This window comes from Caulobacter sp. GW821-FHT12F03 (genome assembly GCF_058806855.1).
Genome location: NZ_JBXAQC010000001.1, coordinates 387,858 through 407,323, shown reverse-complemented (window position 1 = coordinate 407,323; position 19,466 = coordinate 387,858). Strand labels below are relative to the sequence as shown.

18 protein-coding genes are annotated in these 19,466 nt (G+C 70.3%); 8 read left to right on the top strand and 10 right to left on the bottom strand.

The features are described 5' to 3' along the window. Window positions 1–126 precede the first annotated feature (126 nt). Window positions 127–792, top strand: coding sequence for a TetR/AcrR family transcriptional regulator (locus AC1RN0_RS01910; RefSeq protein WP_492785736.1), 666 nt, complete (start codon window positions 127–129; stop codon window positions 790–792). Here AC1RN0_RS01910 and AC1RN0_RS01905 read toward each other — a convergent pair. Next, window positions 789–1,946, bottom strand: a complete 1,158-nt coding sequence (locus AC1RN0_RS01905) for a saccharopine dehydrogenase family protein (protein WP_492785735.1) — start codon at window positions 1,944–1,946, stop codon at window positions 789–791. The two genes, AC1RN0_RS01910 and AC1RN0_RS01905, sit on opposite strands and share 4 nt — an antisense overlap. A gap of 176 nt (window positions 1,947–2,122) precedes the next feature. On the opposite strand from AC1RN0_RS01905, the gene AC1RN0_RS01900 reads away from it, so the two are divergent. Genes AC1RN0_RS01900 through acuI form a run of 3 tightly spaced genes read left to right on the top strand, consistent with a single transcriptional unit; the run spans window position 2,123 to window position 4,843 of the window. Continuing rightward, window positions 2,123–2,740, top strand: a complete 618-nt coding sequence (locus AC1RN0_RS01900) for a glutathione S-transferase family protein (RefSeq protein ID WP_492785734.1) — start codon at window positions 2,123–2,125, stop codon at window positions 2,738–2,740. Then, on the top strand, window positions 2,686–3,816 hold the full coding sequence (locus tag AC1RN0_RS01895) for a phosphotransferase family protein (protein WP_492785733.1): 1,131 nt from the start codon (window positions 2,686–2,688) through the stop codon (window positions 3,814–3,816). The genes AC1RN0_RS01900 and AC1RN0_RS01895 overlap by 55 nt, the downstream gene beginning before the upstream one ends. A gap of 40 nt (window positions 3,817–3,856) precedes the next feature. Then, window positions 3,857–4,843: an acrylyl-CoA reductase (NADPH) gene (acuI, locus tag AC1RN0_RS01890; RefSeq protein ID WP_492785732.1), complete on the top strand. Its 987-nt coding sequence runs from the start codon at window positions 3,857–3,859 to the stop codon at window positions 4,841–4,843. 28 nt (window positions 4,844–4,871) lie between these two features. On the opposite strand, the gene AC1RN0_RS01885 is transcribed toward acuI, so the two are convergent. Both AC1RN0_RS01885 and AC1RN0_RS01880 read right to left on the bottom strand, forming a co-directional pair. Next, window positions 4,872–5,645 carry an SDR family NAD(P)-dependent oxidoreductase gene (locus AC1RN0_RS01885; protein WP_492785731.1) on the bottom strand — a complete coding sequence of 258 codons (774 nt, stop codon included), beginning with the start codon at window positions 5,643–5,645 and terminating at the stop codon, window positions 4,872–4,874. A 24-nt stretch (window positions 5,646–5,669) separates the two neighbouring features. Beyond that, window positions 5,670–6,725, bottom strand: a complete 1,056-nt coding sequence (locus tag AC1RN0_RS01880; RefSeq protein WP_492785730.1) for a phosphotransferase — start codon at window positions 6,723–6,725, stop codon at window positions 5,670–5,672. 153 nt (window positions 6,726–6,878) lie between these two features. On the opposite strand from AC1RN0_RS01880, the gene AC1RN0_RS01875 reads away from it, so the two are divergent. Continuing rightward, window positions 6,879–7,682, top strand: a complete 804-nt coding sequence (locus tag AC1RN0_RS01875) for an enoyl-CoA hydratase/isomerase family protein (protein ID WP_492785729.1) — start codon at window positions 6,879–6,881, stop codon at window positions 7,680–7,682. Window positions 7,683–7,685: 3 nt separating this feature from the next. Here the strand turns inward: AC1RN0_RS01875 and AC1RN0_RS01870 are convergent, their stop codons facing one another. Together AC1RN0_RS01870 and AC1RN0_RS01865 are read right to left on the bottom strand one after the other, a co-directional pair. Beyond that, window positions 7,686–8,621, bottom strand: a complete 936-nt coding sequence (locus tag AC1RN0_RS01870; RefSeq protein WP_492785728.1) for an oxygenase MpaB family protein — start codon at window positions 8,619–8,621, stop codon at window positions 7,686–7,688. Window positions 8,622–8,626: 5 nt separating this feature from the next. Further along, window positions 8,627–10,231 (bottom strand): flavin-containing monooxygenase, encoded by a 1,605-nt coding sequence (locus AC1RN0_RS01865; protein WP_492785727.1) that lies wholly within the window; start codon window positions 10,229–10,231, stop codon window positions 8,627–8,629. Between the two features lie 172 nt (window positions 10,232–10,403). Between AC1RN0_RS01865 and AC1RN0_RS01860 the strand changes: the two genes are divergently transcribed. Together AC1RN0_RS01860 and AC1RN0_RS01855 are read left to right on the top strand one after the other, a co-directional pair. After that, window positions 10,404–11,636, top strand: coding sequence for an acyl-CoA dehydrogenase family protein (locus AC1RN0_RS01860; protein WP_492785726.1), 1,233 nt, complete (start codon window positions 10,404–10,406; stop codon window positions 11,634–11,636). An 86-nt stretch (window positions 11,637–11,722) separates the two neighbouring features. Next, window positions 11,723–12,202, top strand: a complete 480-nt coding sequence (locus tag AC1RN0_RS01855) for a hypothetical protein (protein WP_492785725.1) — start codon at window positions 11,723–11,725, stop codon at window positions 12,200–12,202. Between the two features lie 77 nt (window positions 12,203–12,279). On the opposite strand, the gene AC1RN0_RS01850 is transcribed toward AC1RN0_RS01855, so the two are convergent. Further along, window positions 12,280–12,726 (bottom strand): hypothetical protein, encoded by a 447-nt coding sequence (locus AC1RN0_RS01850; protein WP_492785724.1) that lies wholly within the window; start codon window positions 12,724–12,726, stop codon window positions 12,280–12,282. Between the two features lie 293 nt (window positions 12,727–13,019). Here AC1RN0_RS01850 and AC1RN0_RS01845 point away from each other — a divergent pair, with 293 nt between their 5' ends. After that, window positions 13,020–14,297, top strand: a complete 1,278-nt coding sequence (locus AC1RN0_RS01845) for a tyrosinase family protein (RefSeq protein WP_492785723.1) — start codon at window positions 13,020–13,022, stop codon at window positions 14,295–14,297. Here AC1RN0_RS01845 and AC1RN0_RS01840 read toward each other — a convergent pair. The 4 genes from AC1RN0_RS01840 to AC1RN0_RS01825 all read right to left on the bottom strand — a co-directional run bounded on the left by AC1RN0_RS01840 (window position 14,294) and on the right by AC1RN0_RS01825 (window position 19,314). Next, window positions 14,294–15,160, bottom strand: a complete 867-nt coding sequence (locus tag AC1RN0_RS01840; protein ID WP_492785722.1) for a hypothetical protein — start codon at window positions 15,158–15,160, stop codon at window positions 14,294–14,296. The genes AC1RN0_RS01845 and AC1RN0_RS01840 overlap by 4 nt on opposite strands. A 101-nt stretch (window positions 15,161–15,261) precedes the next feature. Further along, window positions 15,262–16,719: an efflux transporter outer membrane subunit gene (locus AC1RN0_RS01835; RefSeq protein WP_492785721.1), complete on the bottom strand. Its 1,458-nt coding sequence runs from the start codon at window positions 16,717–16,719 to the stop codon at window positions 15,262–15,264. Continuing rightward, window positions 16,703–18,238: a DHA2 family efflux MFS transporter permease subunit gene (locus AC1RN0_RS01830; RefSeq protein ID WP_492785720.1), complete on the bottom strand. Its 1,536-nt coding sequence runs from the start codon at window positions 18,236–18,238 to the stop codon at window positions 16,703–16,705. The genes AC1RN0_RS01835 and AC1RN0_RS01830 overlap by 17 nt, the downstream gene beginning before the upstream one ends. Then, window positions 18,235–19,314 (bottom strand): HlyD family secretion protein, encoded by a 1,080-nt coding sequence (locus tag AC1RN0_RS01825; protein ID WP_492785719.1) that lies wholly within the window; start codon window positions 19,312–19,314, stop codon window positions 18,235–18,237. Before AC1RN0_RS01825 ends, AC1RN0_RS01830 begins: the two co-directional genes overlap by 4 nt. Between the last annotated feature and the right edge of the window lie 152 nt (window positions 19,315–19,466).

Sequence of the window (19,466 nt, the reverse complement as noted above, 5' to 3'; positions counted from 1 at the left end):
GCCTCGGCTGAGCGGACACCCCCGAGCGGGCGGCGATATCCTGTTATTGGGATCATTCCCAAATTTGGGATATCTGTCAATTATTGGAAACGTCGCTATGATCCGGGTCCTCAGGGAGTCGCCGGTTTGATCGCTCAGGGCCTGTTCGCCACCGAAGCCAGCAATCTGGGCAAGAGCGCCCGCACGCGCGCGCGGCTGATGGACGCCGCCGTGCAGCTGTTCGCGCGCGACGGCTTCGAGGCCGCCTCGGTCAACGAGATCGCGCGGGTCGCGGGGGTGGTGAATGGCACCTTCTACGCGCACTTCCGCGACAAGGACGAGATCGCCGCCGCCGTGGCCCTGGGCATCGGCCACAATGTCGTGCGGCAGCTCGACGAAGCCATGACCGGCATCGAGGACGCGGTCGAGCGGTCGAGCCTGGCCACCCGGCGGTTCATCGACCTGGCCGCCAGCCAGCCCGACTGGGGCGCGGCCTTCGTCCGGGCCGTGCTGGTGTTCCGCGACCTGCGCGACAGCATGAGCGCCTATCTGCGCGCTGACCTGCAGCGCGGCGTCGACCAGGGCGTGTTCACGGTCGAGGTCGACGACCTGCTGATCGACACCTTCGCCTCGATGATCATGGGCGCCCTCGCCGGCCGGCTGCGCGGCGACTTCGGCCCTGACGCCGGCGCGCGGGTCTCGGCGCTGCAGCTGCGTATGCTGGGCGTCCCGGCCGACCGGGCGCGGGAGGTCTGCAGCCGGGAGATCCCGGCCCTGACCCTCGAGCTCGCGCCCCTGCCGAAGGGCGGCTAGGCCGTTTCGTCCCTGAAGGTCAGGCCGGCGTTGGCCGCGAGGCGATCGACGAGCGCCTGGCCCATCGCCGCGCCGGGCACCCAGACGCCGCCCGGCACGTCGGCGCGGTCCTTGACGAGGCAGATGGCCGTCTCTGCGATGATCTTCGAGGTCGAGCCGTAGCCCGGGTCCTTGTCGCCGTACACCGAGCCGCGCACCTGCTTGCCGTCGGCGTCGATGCCGATGAACAGCAGGTCGTAGAAGCCGGCCTCACGCTCTTCCTTGCTCGGCCCCTCGCCCGGCTTCGGCGCGCCCGCGCCGCCCAGGCTGGTGAAGGACGCGTCGGCGCCGGGGACGATCACCGACATCTCGTCGTAGACGAAGTCCGCGCCGTAGGCCTTGCCCTGCAGAAAGTTCGAGCGGTGGACGTTCTTGGTGTTGATCGTCGCCATCATGAACGGCCCGACCTCCTGGCCGAGATCCGGGTCGACGTGCTTGTCCATGCCGGTCGGCTGGGTCGGACCGGTGAAGCCGGGGGTCAGGGCGAAGGGGTTGAACATCAGCATGCCCAGCGCCGGGTTCTTCTGGATCGCCGCCATGGTCGCCGCCCCGCTGGCCGCGGTGCCGCCCGACAGCCCGCCGCGCATCGATCGGACCCGGCCCTTGATGCGCGGGACAGCGTGGCCCAGCCGCTGGCGGGCGATGGCCTGGGTGAAGAACACGCCCAGTTCGAACGGGATCGAGTCGAAGCCGCAGGAAAAGACGATCCGGGCGCCCGACGCCTTCGCGGCCGCTTCGTGGGCCTCAATCATCTCGGCCATCCAGTTGGGCTCGCCCGACAGGTCGAGGTAGTCGGTCCCGGCCGCCGCGCAGGCGGCGACGAGGTCGGAGCCGTACAGCTGATACGGCCCGACTGTCGTCAGGATGGCCTTGGCGCGGCCGACCATGGCGCGCAGCGAAGCCGGGTCAGAGGCGTCGGCGACGATCAGCGGCGTGTTGGCAGGGGCGCCGATCTCGTCGCGGACGGCGGTCAGCTTGTCGGCGCTGCGGCCGGCCATGGCCCAGCTCACGGACCCGCCCACGCCGTACTTGCCGGCGAGATACTCGGCCACGAGCCGTCCGGTGAAGCCGGTGGCGCCGTAGACGATGATGTCGAATTCAGCCTGGGGGTTCATGACGGTTCTCCTGAGCGCGGCGCGCACCCTCTCCTGATTTACGCCGTAAATCCAGAGTGGATCACTGAACGTCCGGCGGAATTTTCCGGCGGCCGTTGACGCGGGGTCCGGCTTGACGACCCCGCCCCCGGGCCGGTCAAGTCGCGGCAAAACCAGAAGCGACCGGAGGACGCCCCGTGAAACTCTACAATTCGATCGGTCCGAACCCGCACGTGGTGCGGATGTTCGCCGCCGAGAAGGGCCTGTCCCTGCCGACCATCGAGATCGACCTGCTGGGCGGCGAGAACCGCAAGCCGCCCTACAAGGACACGGTCAATCCCGCCGGCCAGACCCCGGCGCTGGTGCTCGACGACGGCCAGATCATCACCGAGATCACCGTCATCTGCGAATACCTCGAGGAAAAGCATCCGACTCCCGTGCTGATCGGCGCGACGCCGGAGCAACGCGCCGAGACGCGCATGTGGACCCGGCGCATCGACCTGAACATCTGCGAGCCGCTGACCAACGCCTTCCGGGCGGCCGAGGGCCGGGGCCTGTTCGAGAGCCGCATCAAGCTGGTCGGGGCCGAGGGCGCGGCCGAACTGAAGGCTATCGCCAGGGACCGCATCCTCTGGCTCGACGGCCTGATGGGTGACAACGCCTTCGTCTGCGGCGACCGGTTCAGCCTGGCCGACATCCTGCTGTTCGTGTTCCTCGGCTTCGGCGGCGAGGTGGGCCAGCCGATCCCCGACGAGGCGAAATGGGTCAAGGCCTGGTTCGCGCGCATCGCGGCGCGGCCGTCCGCGGCGGCCTGACCGCCGTGGGCGCCCCGTCATCGCCCGAGCCCGCCTGGGCGGGGATGGTCGATCTGGCCGTCCTCGAAGGCTGGATGGATGGCCAGGGCCTCGGCTCGGGACCGATCGAACAGGCCCAGGCCCTCGCCGGCGGGACGCAGAACCTGCTGCTGAAGTTCGAGCGGGCGGGCCGGGCCTATGTGCTGCGCCGTCCACCGCGGCATCTGCGCGACAATTCCAACGAAACCATGCGGCGCGAGGCGCGGATGCTGGCGGCGCTGGCCGGCTCCGACGTGCCGCATCCGGGCCTGATCGCCGCCTGTCCGGACGAAACCCTCATCGGCGCGGCCTTCTACCTGATGGAGCCGGTCGACGGCTTCAACCCGACCACCGGCCTGCCGCCGTTTCACGCCGGCGACCCGGCCGTGCGGCGGCGCATGGGCCTGGCCATGGTCGAGGGCATCGCCGCGCTGGGGGCCGTCGACCATCTGGCCGTGGGCCTGGCCGACTTCGGCAAGCCGGCCAACTATCTGGAGCGACAGGTGGCCCGCTGGCGGGCGCAGCTCGACAGTTACGCGGCCTTCGCCGAATGGCCCGGGCCGTCGGCGATTCCCGGCGTCGAGATCGTCGGCAAGTGGCTGGAGGAACACCGGCCGCCGAGCTTCCAGCCCGGCATCCTGCACGGCGACTATCACCTGTCGAACGTGCTGTTCCGGCCGGACAGCGCCGAACTGGCGGCGATCGTCGACTGGGAGCTGACGACCATCGGCGACCCGCTGCTCGACCTGGGCTGGCTGATGGCCACCTGGCCGGACGAAGGCCCGTCCGCCGGATCGGTCGGCGTCACGCCGTGGGACGGCTTTCCGACCCGGGCCGAGCTGGTGGAGCACTACCGGCCACGCACCACCCGCGATCTGGCCCACCTCGACTGGTACGCCGTGCTGGCCTGCTACAAGCTCGGCATCATCCTCGAGGGCACCCACGCCCGGGCCTGCGCCGGCAAGGCGCCCAAGGCCACCGGCGACCGGCTGCACGCCACCACCGTCGGCCTGTTCGAACGCGCCCTGCTGTGGGTCAACCGCGGCCTGGGCGTATGATCGGGACCGCCCCCTCCCCTCCCGCTGACCGGACCAGATCATGACCTTCAAGGCGCTGCTCGCGACCCGCGTTGACCGCACGGTTTCCGTTGACCTGGTCGACATGGCCGAGGCCGACCTGATGCCGGGCGACGTCTCGATCGACGTCGACTACTCGACCGTCAACTACAAGGACGGCCTGGCGCTCGCCGGGCGGCCGGGCGTGATTCAGACCTACCCGCTCGTGCCCGGCATCGACCTCGCCGGCACGGTCACGGCGTCGTCCCACGCCGGCTACGCCGTCGGCGACAAGGTCGTGCTGAACGGCTGGGGCCTGAGCCAGACGCACCATGGCGGCTACGCCCAGAAGGCGCGGGTCAACGGCGACTGGCTGGTCAAGCTGCCCGACAGCATCGGCACGCGCGACGCCATGGCCATCGGCACCGCCGGCTACACCGCCATGCTGGCGATCCTCGCGCTCGAACACGCCGGCCTGACCCCGGACAGCGGGCCGGTGCTGGTGACGGGCGCCAACGGCGGGGTCGGGTCTGTGGCGATCCTGATCCTGTCGCGGCTGGGCTACCGGGTGATCGCCTCGACCGGCCGTCCGGAAGAGAGCGGCTATCTGACCGCCCTCGGCGCCGCCGAGATCATCGACCGAAAGAGCCTGTCCGAGCCCGGCCCGCCGATCGCCTCGCCGAAATGGATCGGCGCCGTCGACTCCGTCGGCAGCCAGACCCTGGCCAACGTGCTGGCCCAGACCGACTATCGCGGCGCCGTGGCCGCCTGCGGCCTGGCCCAGGGCGTCGACCTGCCGGGTTCGGTGTTCCCGTTCATCCTGCGCAACGTGACCCTGGCCGGCATCGACTCGGTCAACGCCCCGTTCGAGGCCCGCGCGAAGGCCTGGGCCCGGCTGGCGCGGGATCTCGACCTGTCGAAGCTGGCGACGACGGTGACGCAGGTGGGGCTGGCCGAGGTCCCCGCCGTCGGCCGCGCCATCCTCGACGGCAAGGTGCGCGGCCGGACCGTGGTGGACGTGAACGGCTGAGGGCGGCGGAAGCGCGACCGCCCCCCAGCTACCGCCCGCTCTGGCCGTCGTCGACGCGGATGGTCGAGCCGGTGACGAAGTCCGAGGCCGGCGAGACGAGGAACAGCAGGGTGCTGTCCAGCTGCGCCGGATCGCCGAGGCGCTTGCGCGGGAAATGCTGGCTGATGTCGCCGACGCGCGAGAGCATGCCGTCCATCATCTCCGAGGCGAAGGCGCCGGGCGCGATGGCGTTGACGTTGATGTTGGCGCTCGACCACTCGACGGCCAGGGCCTCGGTCATGCGCACCACGGCCGACTTGGTGATCGAATAGAGGGCGGCGCCGTTGCCGCTGTATTCGAAGGCGGCGACCGAGGCGATATTGACGATCCGGCCCGGCTTCTTCGCCGCGATCAGCCGGCGGGCGACCTCGCAGCAGAGAATGTAGGGCGCGCGCAGATTCACGCCGATGACCCGGTCGATCAGGTCGACCGACATCTTCACCGCCCGCTGGGCGTCGGGGATGCCGGCGTTGTTGACCAGGATGGTCACCGTGCCGAAGGCTTCCTCTGCCTTGGCCACCACGGCCAGCAGCTGGTCGGCGTTGGTCACGTCGAGTTCGAGGGCCAGCGCCTCGCCGCCGTCGGCGCGGATCTCGGCGGCGAGGGCTTCCAGCCGGTCGAGCCGGCGGGCGGTCAGCACGACCTTGGCGCCGCATTTGGCGAGGGTCTTGGCGAAGCGCACGCCGAGGCCCGAAGAGGCGCCGGTGACGAGGGCCACCTGGCCGGTCAGGTCGGTGGAGACGTTGGGGATCGGATAGGTCATGGGCGGTCTTTCAGGGTCTGAAGATCAGTCGCGGCCTTCGAGGATCTCGAGGGCCTGTCTGGCGAGATGGGGCGTGCCGTTCTCGGCGGGGCGGTCGCTGGCGGCGTTGCCGGCCAGGATGCGGCGGTAGACGCCCTGCGAGATCGAGGCGAGGCGGAAGATCGAGAAGGCCATGTAGAACGGCCAGTCCTCGATCGGCCCGCGGCCCATGCGCTCGCAATACGCCGCCACGTAGTCCGCCTCGGTCGGAATGCCGCTGGCGGCGAAGTCGACGCCCTGCAGCGTGCCCCAGGACGGGGAGTGCGAGCGCCAGAGGAAGGCGTTGTAGGCGATGTCCGCCAGCGGGTTGCCAATGGTCGACAGCTCCCAGTCGAGCACCGCGATCAGCCGGGGCTCGGTCGGGTGGAACATGACGTTCTCGAGCCGGTAGTCGCCGTGGGCGATGGACACCGGGTCCTCCTTCGGGATGCGGCCCGGCAGCTGTGCGATCAGCGCCTCCATCTCCGGGATCAGCTCGCTCTCGGCGCCGCGGTACTGCTTCGTCCAGCGGCTGACCTGGCGCTCGAAATAGCCGCCGGCCTTGCCGAAGTCGCCGAGGCCGGCGGCGACGAAATCGACCTTGTGCAGCTTGGCCAGGGTGGCGTTGAGATCGTCATAGATCGCCGCCCGCTCGGCCGGGGTCATGCCTGGCAGGGTCGCGTCGCGGAAGATGCGGCCCTCGAGATAGTCCATGACATAGAAGGCCGTGCCGATCACCGCCTCGTCCATGCAGAGGGCGCGCATCTTCGGCACCGGGACGAGGCCGTCGAGGGCCTTCATCACCTTGTATTCCCGGTCGACCTGGTGGGCGCTGGCCAGCAGCACGCCGGGCGGCTTCTTGCGCAGGACATAGCGGCGCGGGCCGTCCGCGGCTTGCGTCGTCAGCAGGAAGGTCGGGTTCGAGGCTCCGCCCTGGAACTGCTGGACGATCATGGCGTCGCCGAAATCCGCGACCTCGCGGCGCAGCCAGGCCTCCAGCGGCGCCGGGTCGAACCAGTGGGCGGGCGTCACGTCGCGGACGGGGGGCGCGGAAGCGGTCATGGCGGAATCCTCTTTCGCCCGCACCATGGCCGCTTTCCCTTCCGGCGCCACAAGCCCTTACGTCGGGACACCCGAATTTCCCGATTGAGACGGCCCGTGCGGGCGCGCATCCTGTGACGCAACAAGGCCGGAAACCGGCGTGGGGAAACGATCATGAGCCAGGACGCCGCCGCCGAAAGCGTGACCTACGAGGTCGTCGATCATGTCGCGACCATCACCCTGAACCGGCCCGAGCAGCGCAACGCCCTGAACTTCGACGCCTACGACCGGCTGGAAGCGGCTTTCCGCCGGGCGGTGACCGACAGCGAGGCGCGCTGCGTGATCGTCACCGGCGCCGACCCGGCCTTCTGCTCGGGCGATGACGTGCGCGAGATCATGGCCGGGCCCAAGGCCGTGTCGAAGGACCGCTCGCCCGTGGTGCGGCACAGGCCCACGCCGGCGGCCATGGCGGCGCTGGAGTGCGACAAGCCGGTGATCGCGGCCGTCAACGGCGCCGCCGTCGGCTGGGGCATGGAGCTGGCGCTCTACGCCGACATCCGCATCGCCTCGGAGAAGGCCCGCTTCAGCGAGATGTTCATCAAGCGCGGCCTGGTCTGCGACGTCGGCGGCTTCTACCGCCTGCCCTCGATCGTCGGCCCGGCCAAGGCGGCCGAGCTGCTGTTCACCGGCGACATCATCGACGCGGCCGAAGCGCTGCGCATCGGCCTGGTCAGCGAAGTGACGCCGCACGAGGAGCTGATGACCCGCGCCCGGGCGATGGCCGCGCGCATCGCCTGCAACCCGCCGCTGGCGTTGCGGTACATGAAGGAGGGCCTGCGGCGCGGGACCTACGGCGACCCGCGCGACCTCGGCGGCTGGGCCATCGAGACCATCCGCGCCCTGATGAACACCGAGGACCACAAGGAGGGCGTGGCCAGCTTCCTCGAAAAGCGGCCGCCGGTGTTCATCGGACGCTGAGGTTCAGGCCGCGACCGTCTCGGCGGCATCCGGCGCCGAGGCGGCGCGCGCCGCCAGCAGGCGCTTTTGCGCCGCCTGGCTGCGATAGAGGAAGTTGGCAGGCAACCCGAGGCGCAGGCTGGCGTCGCACGGCGGCGAACCGGGGATGGCGATCCGGTCGGCCAGGGCCCCGGCCAGCTTCAGCGCGATGCGGTCGGCGGTGGTCAGGTCGTACTCGCGGCCCAGGTCGAGCTTCTGCCGCACGATCGGCGGCAGCAGGGACACCGACGCGCGCGCCAAGGCGCGGTGCAGGCTCTTCGGCGCGCCCGGGGCGGCCTGGCCCGACTGGATGATGGCGAGGAACTCCCCGACGATCGGATGCGGCTCGAAGCGGTCGACCAGCCTGTCCATCATGGCCAGGAAGTCGGCCGTCGAGGTCGGCGAGTGCTGCACGCCGTAGAGCCGGGCGACGGGCCCGGCTTCGCTGTAGAACCGGGTCTTCTCGGCCTCGCTCAGCGGCGACACGAACCGGTCGTAGGCGTTGAGGAAGCCATAGCCGGCCGTGGCGCTGACCCAGTCGAGCAGTTCCGGGTCCAGGGCTTTGTAGGCCTCGCCCTTCGGCGTCTCGCCGGTGACGCGCGCGTGCATGTTGGTGACGCCCTGGATCACGCGGCGCGCGGCGCTCTGCGGGCCATAGACCCCGACCATCGCCGCCACGCCCGTGCGCTTCGACCGACCGATCGGATCGACCTTGTAGGTCGAGTGATCCCAGACGCCCGAGCGGATGCGGGCGTCGGCGAACTCCAGCAGCACCGCCGCCACCCCGCCGATGGCGAGGGCGATGGGGTTCTTGTAGACGCGCCAGTGGACCGAACCCGGATCGGCCAGCGACGGCTCCCCGTGGGGATGACGGAAGTCGATCTTCCAGCCGAGGTAGGATTGCATGTCGAGCATGGCCATGGCGGTCACCGGCTGAGGGCGAAGCCGACGTAGCCATCGGCGGCGATCTGGTCGCAGCGCTTTTTGTAGCCCTCGCCGACGTAAGGCATGAAGACGCGGGGCTTGCCGGGCACATTGGCGCCCACGTACCAGGACGCCGCCCGGGGATAGAGCGTCTGATCGGCTTCTTCGTTCACATGGGCGACCCAGTCGTCCTGGGCCTGCGGCGTGGCTTCGATCAGCGCGGACTGGGTCTTCTGCACATGCTGGATGGCGTCGAAGATCCAGTCGACGTGCTGCTCGATCGAGTTGAGCATGTTGCTGAGCACCGAGGGGCTGCCCGGGCCGGTGACCGTGAACAGGTTGGGGAAACCGGCGACGGCGACGCCCAGGTAGGTTTTCGGGCCCTCCCGCCAGACGTCGCGCAGCGCCACGCCGCCGCGCCCGCGGATGTCGATGTTGAGCAGGGCGCCGGTCATCGCGTCGAAGCCGAGGGCGTAGACGATGATGTCGACCGGATATTCCGCGTCCGAGGTCCGCACGCCCGACTCGGTGATCGCCTCGATCGGCGTCTCGCGCAGGTCGACGAGGGTGACGTTGTCGCGGTTGTAGCTGGCGAAGTAGTCGGTATCGACGCAGGCGCGCTTGGCGGCGATCGGGAAGCTGGTCGGGGTCAGCTTCGCGGCCAGCACCGGATCCTTGACGATCTCGCGGATCCTGGCCCGGACGAAGTCGGCCGCCGCGTCATTGATCCGTTCGTTGCGCATCAGCTCCGGGATCATCGCCGCGGAGATCAGCCCGCCGCCATTCCACAGCTGCTCGACCAGCGGGGCCAGCTCCTCGTCGCTCGGGACCCAGCCCTTGGGCGGCAGGGGGATGCCCGGCTCGCCGCTGTCCAGCAGCGCCTTGTAGATCGGGAAGGCCTCGTTGAAGGCCGCCACTTCCTCGTCGGTCAGCGGCGTGTTGAGGGCCGGCAGGCTGAAGTTGGGCGTGCGCTGGAACACCGTGACCTGGGCCGCGTCGGCGGCGATCAGCGGCATCGACTGGATGGCCGACGAGCCCGTGCCGATGATGGCCACGCGCTTGCCCTTGAAGTCGACGCCTTCGTGCGGCCACTGGCCGGTGACATAGGCCTTGCCCTTGAAGGTCGAGGCGCCGGGCAGGTCGGGCACGCGCGGCACGGACAGGCAGCCGGTGCCCATGATGCAGAAGCGGGCGTCGAACACCTGGCCCCGGTCGGTCTCGACCCGCCAGCGGCCGGTCTCCTCATTGAACGCGGCCGAGACGACCTTCGTCTCGAACAGGAAGGCCGGCCGCAGGTCAAAACGGTCGGCGACATGCTCGGCGTAGGCGAGGATTTCCGGCTGGGTCGCGTACTTCTCGCTCCAGCGCCAGCTGTCGCGCAGCTCGTCCGACCAGGTGTAGGAATACAGCAGGCTCGGGATGTCGCAGCGGGCGCCGGGATAGCGGTTCCAGTACCAGGTCCCGCCCACGTCCTTCGCCGCATCGACGCCCTGGACCGTGAACCCCGCGTCGCGCAGCTTGTGGACCATGTAGAGGCCGGCGAATCCCGCGCCGACAACGACGGCGTCGACAGTCCGGGGAGCGTCCTGGGAAGGCGCGGTGGTCATCGTTTCGTCCTCTGGGGCGTGGAGGCGCGGCTGACGTGGCCCGCCTCTCGTTGGGTGTTTCAGGGCATTGAACACGGTTCCCCTGCGTCCGTGGCAAGGACAATTTGACTGACGCAGGGTTTGCCCGCGCCTGCTCGTGAAAACCGCGCCGAAGCGCGGAACGGAGGATGCGATGAAGCTGGCCTGGAGCGACGACGATGCGCGGTTCGCCGACGAGGTGCGCGCCTTTCTCGACGACAACCTGACGCCCGAGCTGCGCTCGGCCGGCTCGCGCATGACCAGCGTCTACGCCGACTACGAGACCGGCATGGCCTGGCAGAAAATCCTGCACCGCAAGGGCTGGGTGGCGCCGGCCTGGCCCGTCGAACACGGGGGCTGCGACTGGTCGATCACCCGCCGCTACATCTTCGCCAGCGAGCTGGCGAAGGCCGGAGCGCCGCCCGTCTCGCCCATGGGCATCGGCATGTGCGGCCCCGTGCTGATCGGCTACGGCACGGACGCACAGAAGGCCCGCTATCTACCGCGCATGCTGTCCGGCGAGGACTTCTGGTGCCAGGGCTACTCCGAGCCGGGCTCGGGGTCGGACCTCGCCACCCTGACCATGAGCGCGGTCGAGGACGGCGACAGCTTCATCTGCAACGGCCACAAGCTGTGGACCACCCACGCGGCCGTGGCCAACTGGATCTTCTGCCTGGTGCGGACCTCGACCGAGGACATCCCGCAGAAGGGCATCACCTTCCTGCTGATCGACATGGCCACGCCCGGCGTGGAGGTGCAGCCGATCATCTCGCTGTCCGGCGAGCATATCCAGAACCACGTCTTCTTCACCGACGTCCGCGTGCCGAAGGCCAACGTCGTCGGGCCGGTCGGCAAGGGCTGGACCGTGGCCAAGTACCTGATGCAGTTCGAACGGGGCGGCAGCGTCGCCGCGCCCGGGATGAAGGTTCGGCTGCAGCGCATCGCCGCCATGCTGAAGGCCGAATTCGGCGACGCGCCGGAGCTCGATGGCGAGGGCCGCGCCCTGCTCTCGCAGCTGGCCGAGGTCTCGACCCGGGTCGATGCGCTGGAGGCGATCGAGTCGACCGTCATGTCGAAGCTGTCCGGCGGCGAGGCGCCCGGGGTGGAGTCATCGATCCTTAAGACCGTCGGCACCGAGCTGAGCCAGCGGATCACCGAGGTGGCGCTTGCCGCGGCCGGCCTCTACGCCGTGGCCCACCAGCCGCATGCGGTGGCCGCGGGCGGACCGACGCCAGGCTTTGTTCCGCCGAACGACTTCAGTTCGGTCGGGCCGGCCTACAGCCACACCGTCGCGGCGAAGTACCTCAACGACCGGGCCGGCAGCATCTATGCCGGGACCAACGAGATCCAGCGCAACATCATGGCCAAGGCGCTGCTGGGCCTCTGAGTTCCCCCGTTCGCAGAAAGGCTTCGGCCCGCGGCCCGGTTGGCGTTATGGTTTCCGCCGAGCGATGTTCGCCCGCGAGGTTGATCATGATTGCGCTTCTGTTGGCCCTCGCCGCCGAGCCGGCGGCCGCCGAAAGCCAGGCGACGCTGCAGTCCTGCGACATGACGCCGAGCGGCTGGGTCTGCCACTACCAGATGCCGTCGGTGACGCTGCTGGTGTCGCCCGACGGCAAGGCGCCGGTGACCACGACCCCCGCCACGCCGACGACGTCGCCGGGCGCCACCCTGCCCGCCGTGCCGCCGGTCAGCGAGGTCGAGAAGGCCGAGGCCGCGCGCCAGGCCCGGCTGGTGGCCAGTTGCGCCGACGCCAACTGGCTGTCGCTGTGCCTGCCCGCCGACCGACGCGAGGCGCGCCGCCTTCGCGAGGAGATGGCCGTGAAGGCCGCCCTGCGCACGAAGGTCACCGGCCTGCTCAGCGAGCAGAAATGCGACGAGGCGATCAAGGCCGCCCTCGCCGGCGGGGACCTGCCGCTGGCCCGCGAGGCGCGCGATTTCTGCACCCGCTGAGGTCGTCACCATCCGCGCAAACGAAAACGGCCGGGCGTGAGCCCGGCCGTTCCGTATTGATCTGGTCGTGCGGCCCCTTAGGGGTGACCGCCCGGAGCCGGCTCGCAGCGTTCGCCTTCGGCGCAGCCCGAGAAGTGGATTTCCGGCGCGTCGACGGTGACGGTCGAGGGACGGACATAGACCTGCGGGCGTTGCAGGTAGATCTGCGGCGCCTGGATGTGGATCGGGGGCGCGTCGACGTAGACGGGCGGACCCTGGATGTCGATGCGGCCGGTGGCGACCTCGACCGGCGCGCCATAGACGCGCACGCCCGGCGCGCGGACGCGGATGTCGCCCCAAGACGAGGTCGGGCCATAGAAGACCACCGCGCGCGTGCACAGGCAGTCGACCGACCCCGGAGGGGGCGGGCCGTAGCCACCGCCCGGCGGGGGCGGCGGCGGGCCGTACGGGTCAGCCGCGAAGGCGGCGCCGGCGGCGGCGGAGGCGAGCGCAAAGACCACGCCCGCGATAATTCTGTTTTTCACGTCAGCACCCCTTCAGCGGATCACAAGACCCGAAGTCTTCGTCACTCGCCGGAACATCGTCCGGAGAGGTCCAGCCTGAGATAACGATGATTAACCATATAGCCGCGGTCAAGCGGCCAGATGCCCATTGTCCCTGAATGGGGAATTATCGGGCCATGGATGACGCCTGACAGGCGAGTCGTCGCCGCACAGCGTCGGGCAGCCGACAGTCCGGCGGCCATTCCCCCGCCGCGCGACGCCATTTGACTTCCCGCTCCGCACCCTGACGAATGCGCCGCCTGGGGGAGCCGGCCATGAGTTTCAATCGACGCGCTGTGCTGGGCGGCCTGGCCGCCGCCGGTCTGGCGGGCGCCGCCGCGACGACGGCCGGCGGACAGGCGTTGCGCACGCGCAAGCCGGTGTCATCGCTGGGCCGGGACGACCCGGACATCGCGGCCCTGCGACGGGCCATTCCGGTGATGCGCCAGTCCGGCGCCTGGGACGCCCAGATCGCGATCCACGCCGACATGAGCCACCGCCACCATTCGTCCTGGCGCTTCCTGCCATGGCACCGGCTGCAGCTGGCCTGGTTCGAGCGCCATGTCGCGGCGATCAGCGGCCGGCCCGACTTCGCCCTGCCCTTCTGGGACTGGGACGACGACCGGATTCCCGATCTCTTCCTGAGTGACCCGGTGTTCCGCGTCCCCGGCCGCACGGCCCAGCCCGGCGACAGCATCACCCGGTTCCTGACCCAGAACGACCAGTGGCTGAACGGCCGGCTGACCGACGACTTCGGCACCTTCTTCGGCCGGCCGCGCAGCGCGCGCGACGCGGGCGGACGCTACTACTCCGGCTCGGCCGAATGGGGCGGCCACAACCTGATCCACGGCTTCGTCGGCGGCGACATGGGCCGGCTGGACCGGTCGCCGAACGATCCGATCTTCTGGATGCATCACGCCAACATCGACCGGATCTGGACGCTGTGGCGCGGCAAGCATGCCGGCCAGGTGTTCCCCAAGGCCTGGCGCAACGAGTCGCTGGGCGGGTTCGTCGATCCGGCCGGGCGGGCGGTCGCGCCGGTGCTGGCCGGAGCCACGATCGAGACCGCCACGCTCGGCTATGTCTACAAGTTCGACCCGACGCCGCCGGTGGTGTTCGCCACCGCGCCCGGCCCGCCCATCGTGCGGCGCAGGTCCTACAGCTGGGCCATGCAGCGGATGGGGCCGGCGTCGGCCTTCGTCGATATCTCGCCGGCCCTCGCGCGGGGCCAGGCCGAGGCGGCGACCGGCTATCTGGAAGTCATGCCCGACCCGCACGCGGCGTCGATGGTGCGGTTCACGGCGCGGGCAAAGCGGGACGGCGCGGTGCTGTTCAAGGACGGGATCTTCCTCGTGCCGATGGGCCACGCCATGGGCAGCCAGCACTATCGCATCCAGCTTGAGGACGTCTGGCGCGGCCGCGACACCGGCGGGATAAGGCTGGAGATCGAGGCCGTCCCGCTGGTCGGGCGCGCGTCCAGCGACATGCCGACGACGCTGGTCGACTTCTTCCTCGACGCGGACCTGGCCTTCACCGCTTCGGATCAGGGCTAGCGGTTGTAGCCCTGCGGGGCGGGACTGTAGGGCGCTTCACCCGGATAGGGGCGCGGCGTCGACGGCCGGCCGTCGGCACACTGGATCGTCCGCCACTCGAACCGACCCTCGCTGACCAGCCGCTGGCGGCTGACCGTGCGATAGACCGGCGGAATCGACCAGGTCTCTTCCCGCTCCGGCTGAAGCAGCACCGGAACCCGCACCGTGCGGTACTGCGCCGGGATGACGCGCCGCTCCTGATGGGCCGGGCAGTCGACGACCTGGCGCGCGACGGTGCGGGTCTCCGCCGGGATGTCGATGCGGACCGTGCGGGCCGGCGTGCGCAGCACCTGCCGCGTCACCAGCCGGTACTCCGCCGGGACCTCGACCAGGCAGAGCACCTCCCCGGTCGGCAGGACCCGGGTCGTTCCGGGCGCGGCCGACACGGCGCCGCCCACGGCCTCGCGACGCCATTCGGTGTGCGCCGGACGGACCAGCACCCGCTCGGTGATCGTATCGTACTCGGCCGGAAGGGTTTCGAAGCGACAGGAGGCCGGCCGGACCACCACCGTCTCGTAGACGGTGCGCCAGGTCGCCGGCACGGTCCAGGTCTCGACCCGCTCGGGGCTGACCAGCTCCTGGCGCACCGCCTCGTCATAGACGGCCGGCACGATGCGCGAGCCGGTGCGGCCGGGCGTTTCGAGCACCTGCTCCAGGACGGTCTCGTAGCGCGGCGGGATCAGCACCTTCTCGTAGCACTGGCCGGGCACGGCGTTGGGCGGGCAGTCGTCGCCGCCGCCGGCCTGGGCCGCGTCGCCGCCGAGCACGGCGACGGCGATCAGCGCCGCCGACGTCGCCCCGAGCATCGGCATCCATCCGCGCATCGGCCGTCCGCCCCCTGATCCACCGTTAACCCTGATCCACTGAACACCGTTTCGCGGCGGCCCTGGCGGGTTTTCGGCTGACAGGCGAATTCCTCGCGCGGTCAGGCCGCGCGCCAGTCTCCGCCGGCGGCCGCGAACAGCCGGATGGCGTCGGCGAGCCGCCGCCCGCGCGCGCGGGCCAGATCGGAGGCGACCTCGCCGACGTGACGCTCGGCGTCATGGACGCTGGCCAGGGTGTCGCCGCCGCGCCGGAACGCGGCCTGGACGTCGCGCAGGTTCTGGTCGGCCTCCGCGAGCGCCCGCTGCTGCACGGCGATCGCGGCATCGTCGGCCGCCAGCGCCTGCAGGGCGTCGCTGACCTGGACGAAGGCGGCGAGCACGGTCTGGCGATAACGCGCGTCTGCGGCCAGCGCCGCCGCCTGGGCCGCGCGCTTGCGCGATTTCAGCACCCCGCCGTTGAACAGCGGCGCGGTCAGGCCGGCGCCGAAGTCCCAGCCGCTGGCGTCGTAGGAGAACAGGTCCGTCGGCTTGAGCGCGCCCTGGGCGAACGCTCCGGTCAGGCTGAGCCTGGGATAGAGGTCGGCCGTCGCCACGCCGACATCGGCCGTCGCGGCGTGCAGGTCGGCCTCGGCGGCGAGGATGTCCGGCCGCTTGCGGACGAGGTCCGACGGCAGGGCCACCGGCACGGGGCCGGTCAGGGCGAGGCCGTCAAGGCGGAAGCCGGGCGCGGCCCACTCGCCGGGGGCCTTGCCGACCAGCTGCGCCAGGGCGTGGCGGGCCGCCGCCAGTTCCGCCCGCAGCGGCGGCAGCAGCGCCTCGTCTTCCTGAAGCTGTTTGCCGGCTTCGAAGCGCCCGCCCGCCGTTGAGCCGCCCAGGGCGGTGGCGCGTTGCACGAGATCGATCTCGGCCTGGTCGGCGGCGATCATCCGCTCGGTGGCGGCGATCTGCTCGTCGAGCGTGGCGATGGTCACCGCCTGCAGCGCGACGTTGGCCGTCAGGGTCAGGTAGGCCGCTTCGGCGCGCCGGGCCTCGGCCTCCGCGCGGGCCTGCGCCCCCTCGACCCGGCGTCGTTCGCCGCCGGACAGGTCGAGGTCGTAGCGGATCGCGCCGCCCACCGAATAGAGGGTGAAGGTCGGATTGCTCATCGTCACGCCGCCGAAGTCGGTGAAGCCGAACGACTGCAGGTTGGCCCGCTGGCGCTTCACGCCGCCGGTGGCGTCGACCTGCGGCAGGCCTTCGCCGCGCGCCTGGGCCAGGGCCTCGCGCGAGGCCGTCAGCCGGGCGTCTGCCTCGGCCAGGGTCGGGCTGTCGGCCAGCGCCTGGCGGATGATCCGGTCGAGCTCGGGCGAGTTGAACGCCGACCACCAGACGCCGCGCCCCTCGGCGAGCGGGACCGTCCGCACACCGCCGACGGGCGCGTCGCCGGCCATGGCGTAGCCGGCGGTCGTCGGCGCGGCCGGCCGCGCGAAGTCCGGGCCGACCGTGGCGCAGCCGGCCAGGGTCAGGCCGGCCGCGCCGGCGAGCAGCAGGCTCCTGAGGGCGTCAGTCGATCGCGACATGGCTGTTGTCTCCCGCGGGGGGCTTCTTAGGCGCGCGCATCAGCAGGATCAGCGGCGCGCAGATGAGGCTGAGCACGACCATCAGGCGGAAGTCGTCGATGTAGGACAGCATCCGCGCCTGCTGGCCGATGAAGGCGTTGAAGGCGGCGATGGCGCTCTCGGAACTGAAGGTTTCCGGGCGATAGGCCTGGAATAGCGGATTGTCGGGCCGCACGTGCTCGACGAGGGCCGAATGGTGCTTCTCGGCGCCGCTGACGTAGAGCGCCTGCATGATCGAGATGCCGGCGGCCGAGCCGATGTTGCGCACCAGGGTGTAGACCCCCGCCCCTTCGGCGCGCAGGTGCGGCGCGACCTTGGCGAAGGCGATGGTGCTGAGCGGCACGAAGATCAGCCCGGTGCCCAGCCCCGACAGGAAGCCGGAGACGGCGATCGGCATGGCGTCCATGCCCAGCGAGAAGTGGGCCATCTGCCATAGCGAGACGGTGTTGATGACCAGGCCGGTGGTCAGAATGGCGCGGATGTTCACCCGGCCGATCAGCTGGCCGACGAACATCATCGAGATGAACGAGCCGACGCCGCGGGTCATGCTGATGACCCCCGCGTAGGCCACCGGATAGCCGAGCACCGTCTGCATCATCGGCGGCAGCAGGGCGAGCACGCTGAACATCAGCACCCCGGTGAAGAAGCCGAAGATGCAGCAGATGACGAAGTTGCTGTCCTTGATCAGGGCGCGGTCGACGAACGGCTTCTTCGCCGTGGCGATCTGCACGCCGAAGATCCACAGACTGATGATGACGATGACCAGGTAGGTCCAGATCTCGCGCGAGCCGAACCAGTCCTGGCCGGGGCCGCGGTCGAGCATCATCTGGAAGCCGCCGATGGCCAGCGACAGGGTGGCGAAGCCGAGGATGTCCAGGCGGTTCTTCACCAGCCCCTTCTTCTCGGACAGGAACAGGAACACGCCGAAGAAGGCCAGGATGCCGATCGGCAGGTTGATGAAGAACACCCAGCGCCAGTCGAGATTGTCGGTCAGCCAACCGCCGAGCACCGGGCCCATGACCGGCCCCAGCACCGCGCCAGCGCCCCAGACGGCCATGGCCTGGCCGTGCTTCTCCGGCGGGTTGATGTCGAGCAGCACGGCCTGGGACAGCGGGATCAGGGTGGCCCCGAAGATGCCCTGCAGCAGGCGGAACAGCACGATCTCGATCAGGCTGTTGGCGACGCCGCAGAGCATCGAGGCGACCGTGAAGCCGACGATCGAGACCATCAGCAGCATCTTGCGACCCAGCCGGTCGGCGAGAAAGCCGGTCAACGGCGTCATGATCGTCGAGGCGACGATGTAGGAGGTCAGCACCCAGGTGATCTGCTCGGCCGAGGCCGAGACGCTGCCCTGGATGTGCGGCAGCGCCACGTTGGCGATCGTCGTGTCCAGCGAGGTCATCACCGTCGCCAGCATGATGGCGACCGTGATGGCGACGCGGTTGCCGGCGTCGTCCCGCCCGTTGCGGGCCGCGCTCATCGCGGCCTGGACCGGTCGCGGACGTCGACCTTGACCCGGGCGCTGAGGCCGGCGCTCAGACGCGGGACGGGGCTGTCGAGTGCGATGCGCACGGGCAGGCGCTGCACGACCTTGACCCAGTTGCCGGTGGCGTTCTCGGCCGGCAGCAGGGCGAAGCTGGAGCCCGTGCCCGGCGAGAAGCTGGCGACGTGGCCGGTCAGCGTCTGGTCATAGGCGTCCACCTTGATGGTCACCGGCTGGCCGATGCGCATGTGGGCCAGCTGGTCTTCCTTGAAGTTGGCCTCGATCCACGGCTGGCCGGAGATCAGCCAGAACAGCGCCTGGGACGCCGCCACGCGGTCGCCGACCTGGATCTGGTCGACCTTGGTCACGATGCCGTCGGCCGGCGCCACGATGACCGCGTAGCTGCTGTCGAGACGGGCGCGCTCCAGCGCGGCCCGGGCGCTGAGCACGCGCGGCTGCTGGTCGACCGGCAGGCCCGGCCGGCCGCCGATCTCGGCCAGGGCCACGGCCACGGTCTGGTCGACCACGGCCGCCTGGTAACGGGCGGTATCGTAGGCGTGCGCGGCCTCGGCCGCCTGGGCCTGGGTGACGGCGCCGATAGCGGCCAGCTCCTTCTGGCGACGGGCCTCGCGTTCGAAGAAGGCGACGTTGCCGCGGGCCGCGAACTGGTCGATCAGCCGCTGGCGATAGACGGCCTGGGCGCTGCGGACCTGCAGGCGCGCGGTTTCGAGCGCCGCCTTCGCCTCCGCCTCGGAGACGGCCATCTCCGCCGCGTCAAGCCGCAGCAGCACCTGGCCCTTTTTCACGACCTGGTTCTCGTGCACCGCGACCTCGACGACGCGGGCCTCGACGCTGGAGCTGATCCGGGTCCGGGCGACCTGGACATAGGCGTTGTCGGTCGACTGGAACCGGCCCGAGGTGAGAACGAACCAGGCGACGAGGGCCAGCACGACCAGAGGTCCGGCGATCATCAACGGCAGGCGCAGCCGGCCGCTCAGGTCACGCCGGTGCTCCTTCTCGGCGGCCGCCTCGTCGGCGTCGGCGATGGCCTGGTATCCTTCGGCGTCGCTCACTCGTCGCTCCACGTCCATGCGCGGCGATCCCGACAATGGGCGCCGTCGAGTCTCATGCATTTTCCGGTGACCCGCGTCGGGAAGGCGCGGATAGGAGCGTTGCAATACGCCTCGCCTGCCACATGATCAAAATGATATGTTGTCACGCAAAT

What these genes read in the sequence shown, in the direction of transcription:
- AC1RN0_RS01905 (WP_492785735.1), bottom strand. Translation starts at nt 1,946, where the DNA reads ATGAACCCCCAGGCTGAATTCGACATCATCGTCTACGGCGCCACCGGC.
- AC1RN0_RS01895 (WP_492785733.1), top strand. Translation starts at nt 2,686, where the DNA reads ATGGGTCAAGGCCTGGTTCGCGCGCATCGCGGCGCGGCCGTCCGCGGC.
- acuI (WP_492785732.1), top strand. Translation starts at nt 3,857, where the DNA reads ATGACCTTCAAGGCGCTGCTCGCGACCCGCGTTGACCGCACGGTTTCC.
- AC1RN0_RS01885 (WP_492785731.1), bottom strand. Translation starts at nt 5,645, where the DNA reads ATGACCTATCCGATCCCCAACGTCTCCACCGACCTGACCGGCCAGGTG.
- AC1RN0_RS01880 (WP_492785730.1), bottom strand. Translation starts at nt 6,725, where the DNA reads ATGACCGCTTCCGCGCCCCCCGTCCGCGACGTGACGCCCGCCCACTGG.
- AC1RN0_RS01875 (WP_492785729.1), top strand. Translation starts at nt 6,879, where the DNA reads ATGAGCCAGGACGCCGCCGCCGAAAGCGTGACCTACGAGGTCGTCGAT.
- AC1RN0_RS01870 (WP_492785728.1), bottom strand. Translation starts at nt 8,621, where the DNA reads ATGGCCATGCTCGACATGCAATCCTACCTCGGCTGGAAGATCGACTTC.
- AC1RN0_RS01865 (WP_492785727.1), bottom strand. Translation starts at nt 10,231, where the DNA reads ATGACCACCGCGCCTTCCCAGGACGCTCCCCGGACTGTCGACGCCGTC.
- AC1RN0_RS01860 (WP_492785726.1), top strand. Translation starts at nt 10,404, where the DNA reads ATGAAGCTGGCCTGGAGCGACGACGATGCGCGGTTCGCCGACGAGGTG.
- AC1RN0_RS01855 (WP_492785725.1), top strand. Translation starts at nt 11,723, where the DNA reads ATGATTGCGCTTCTGTTGGCCCTCGCCGCCGAGCCGGCGGCCGCCGAA.
- AC1RN0_RS01845 (WP_492785723.1), top strand. Translation starts at nt 13,020, where the DNA reads ATGAGTTTCAATCGACGCGCTGTGCTGGGCGGCCTGGCCGCCGCCGGT.
- AC1RN0_RS01840 (WP_492785722.1), bottom strand. Translation starts at nt 15,160, where the DNA reads ATGCGCGGATGGATGCCGATGCTCGGGGCGACGTCGGCGGCGCTGATC.
- AC1RN0_RS01835 (WP_492785721.1), bottom strand. Translation starts at nt 16,719, where the DNA reads ATGTCGCGATCGACTGACGCCCTCAGGAGCCTGCTGCTCGCCGGCGCG.
- AC1RN0_RS01830 (WP_492785720.1), bottom strand. Translation starts at nt 18,238, where the DNA reads ATGAGCGCGGCCCGCAACGGGCGGGACGACGCCGGCAACCGCGTCGCC.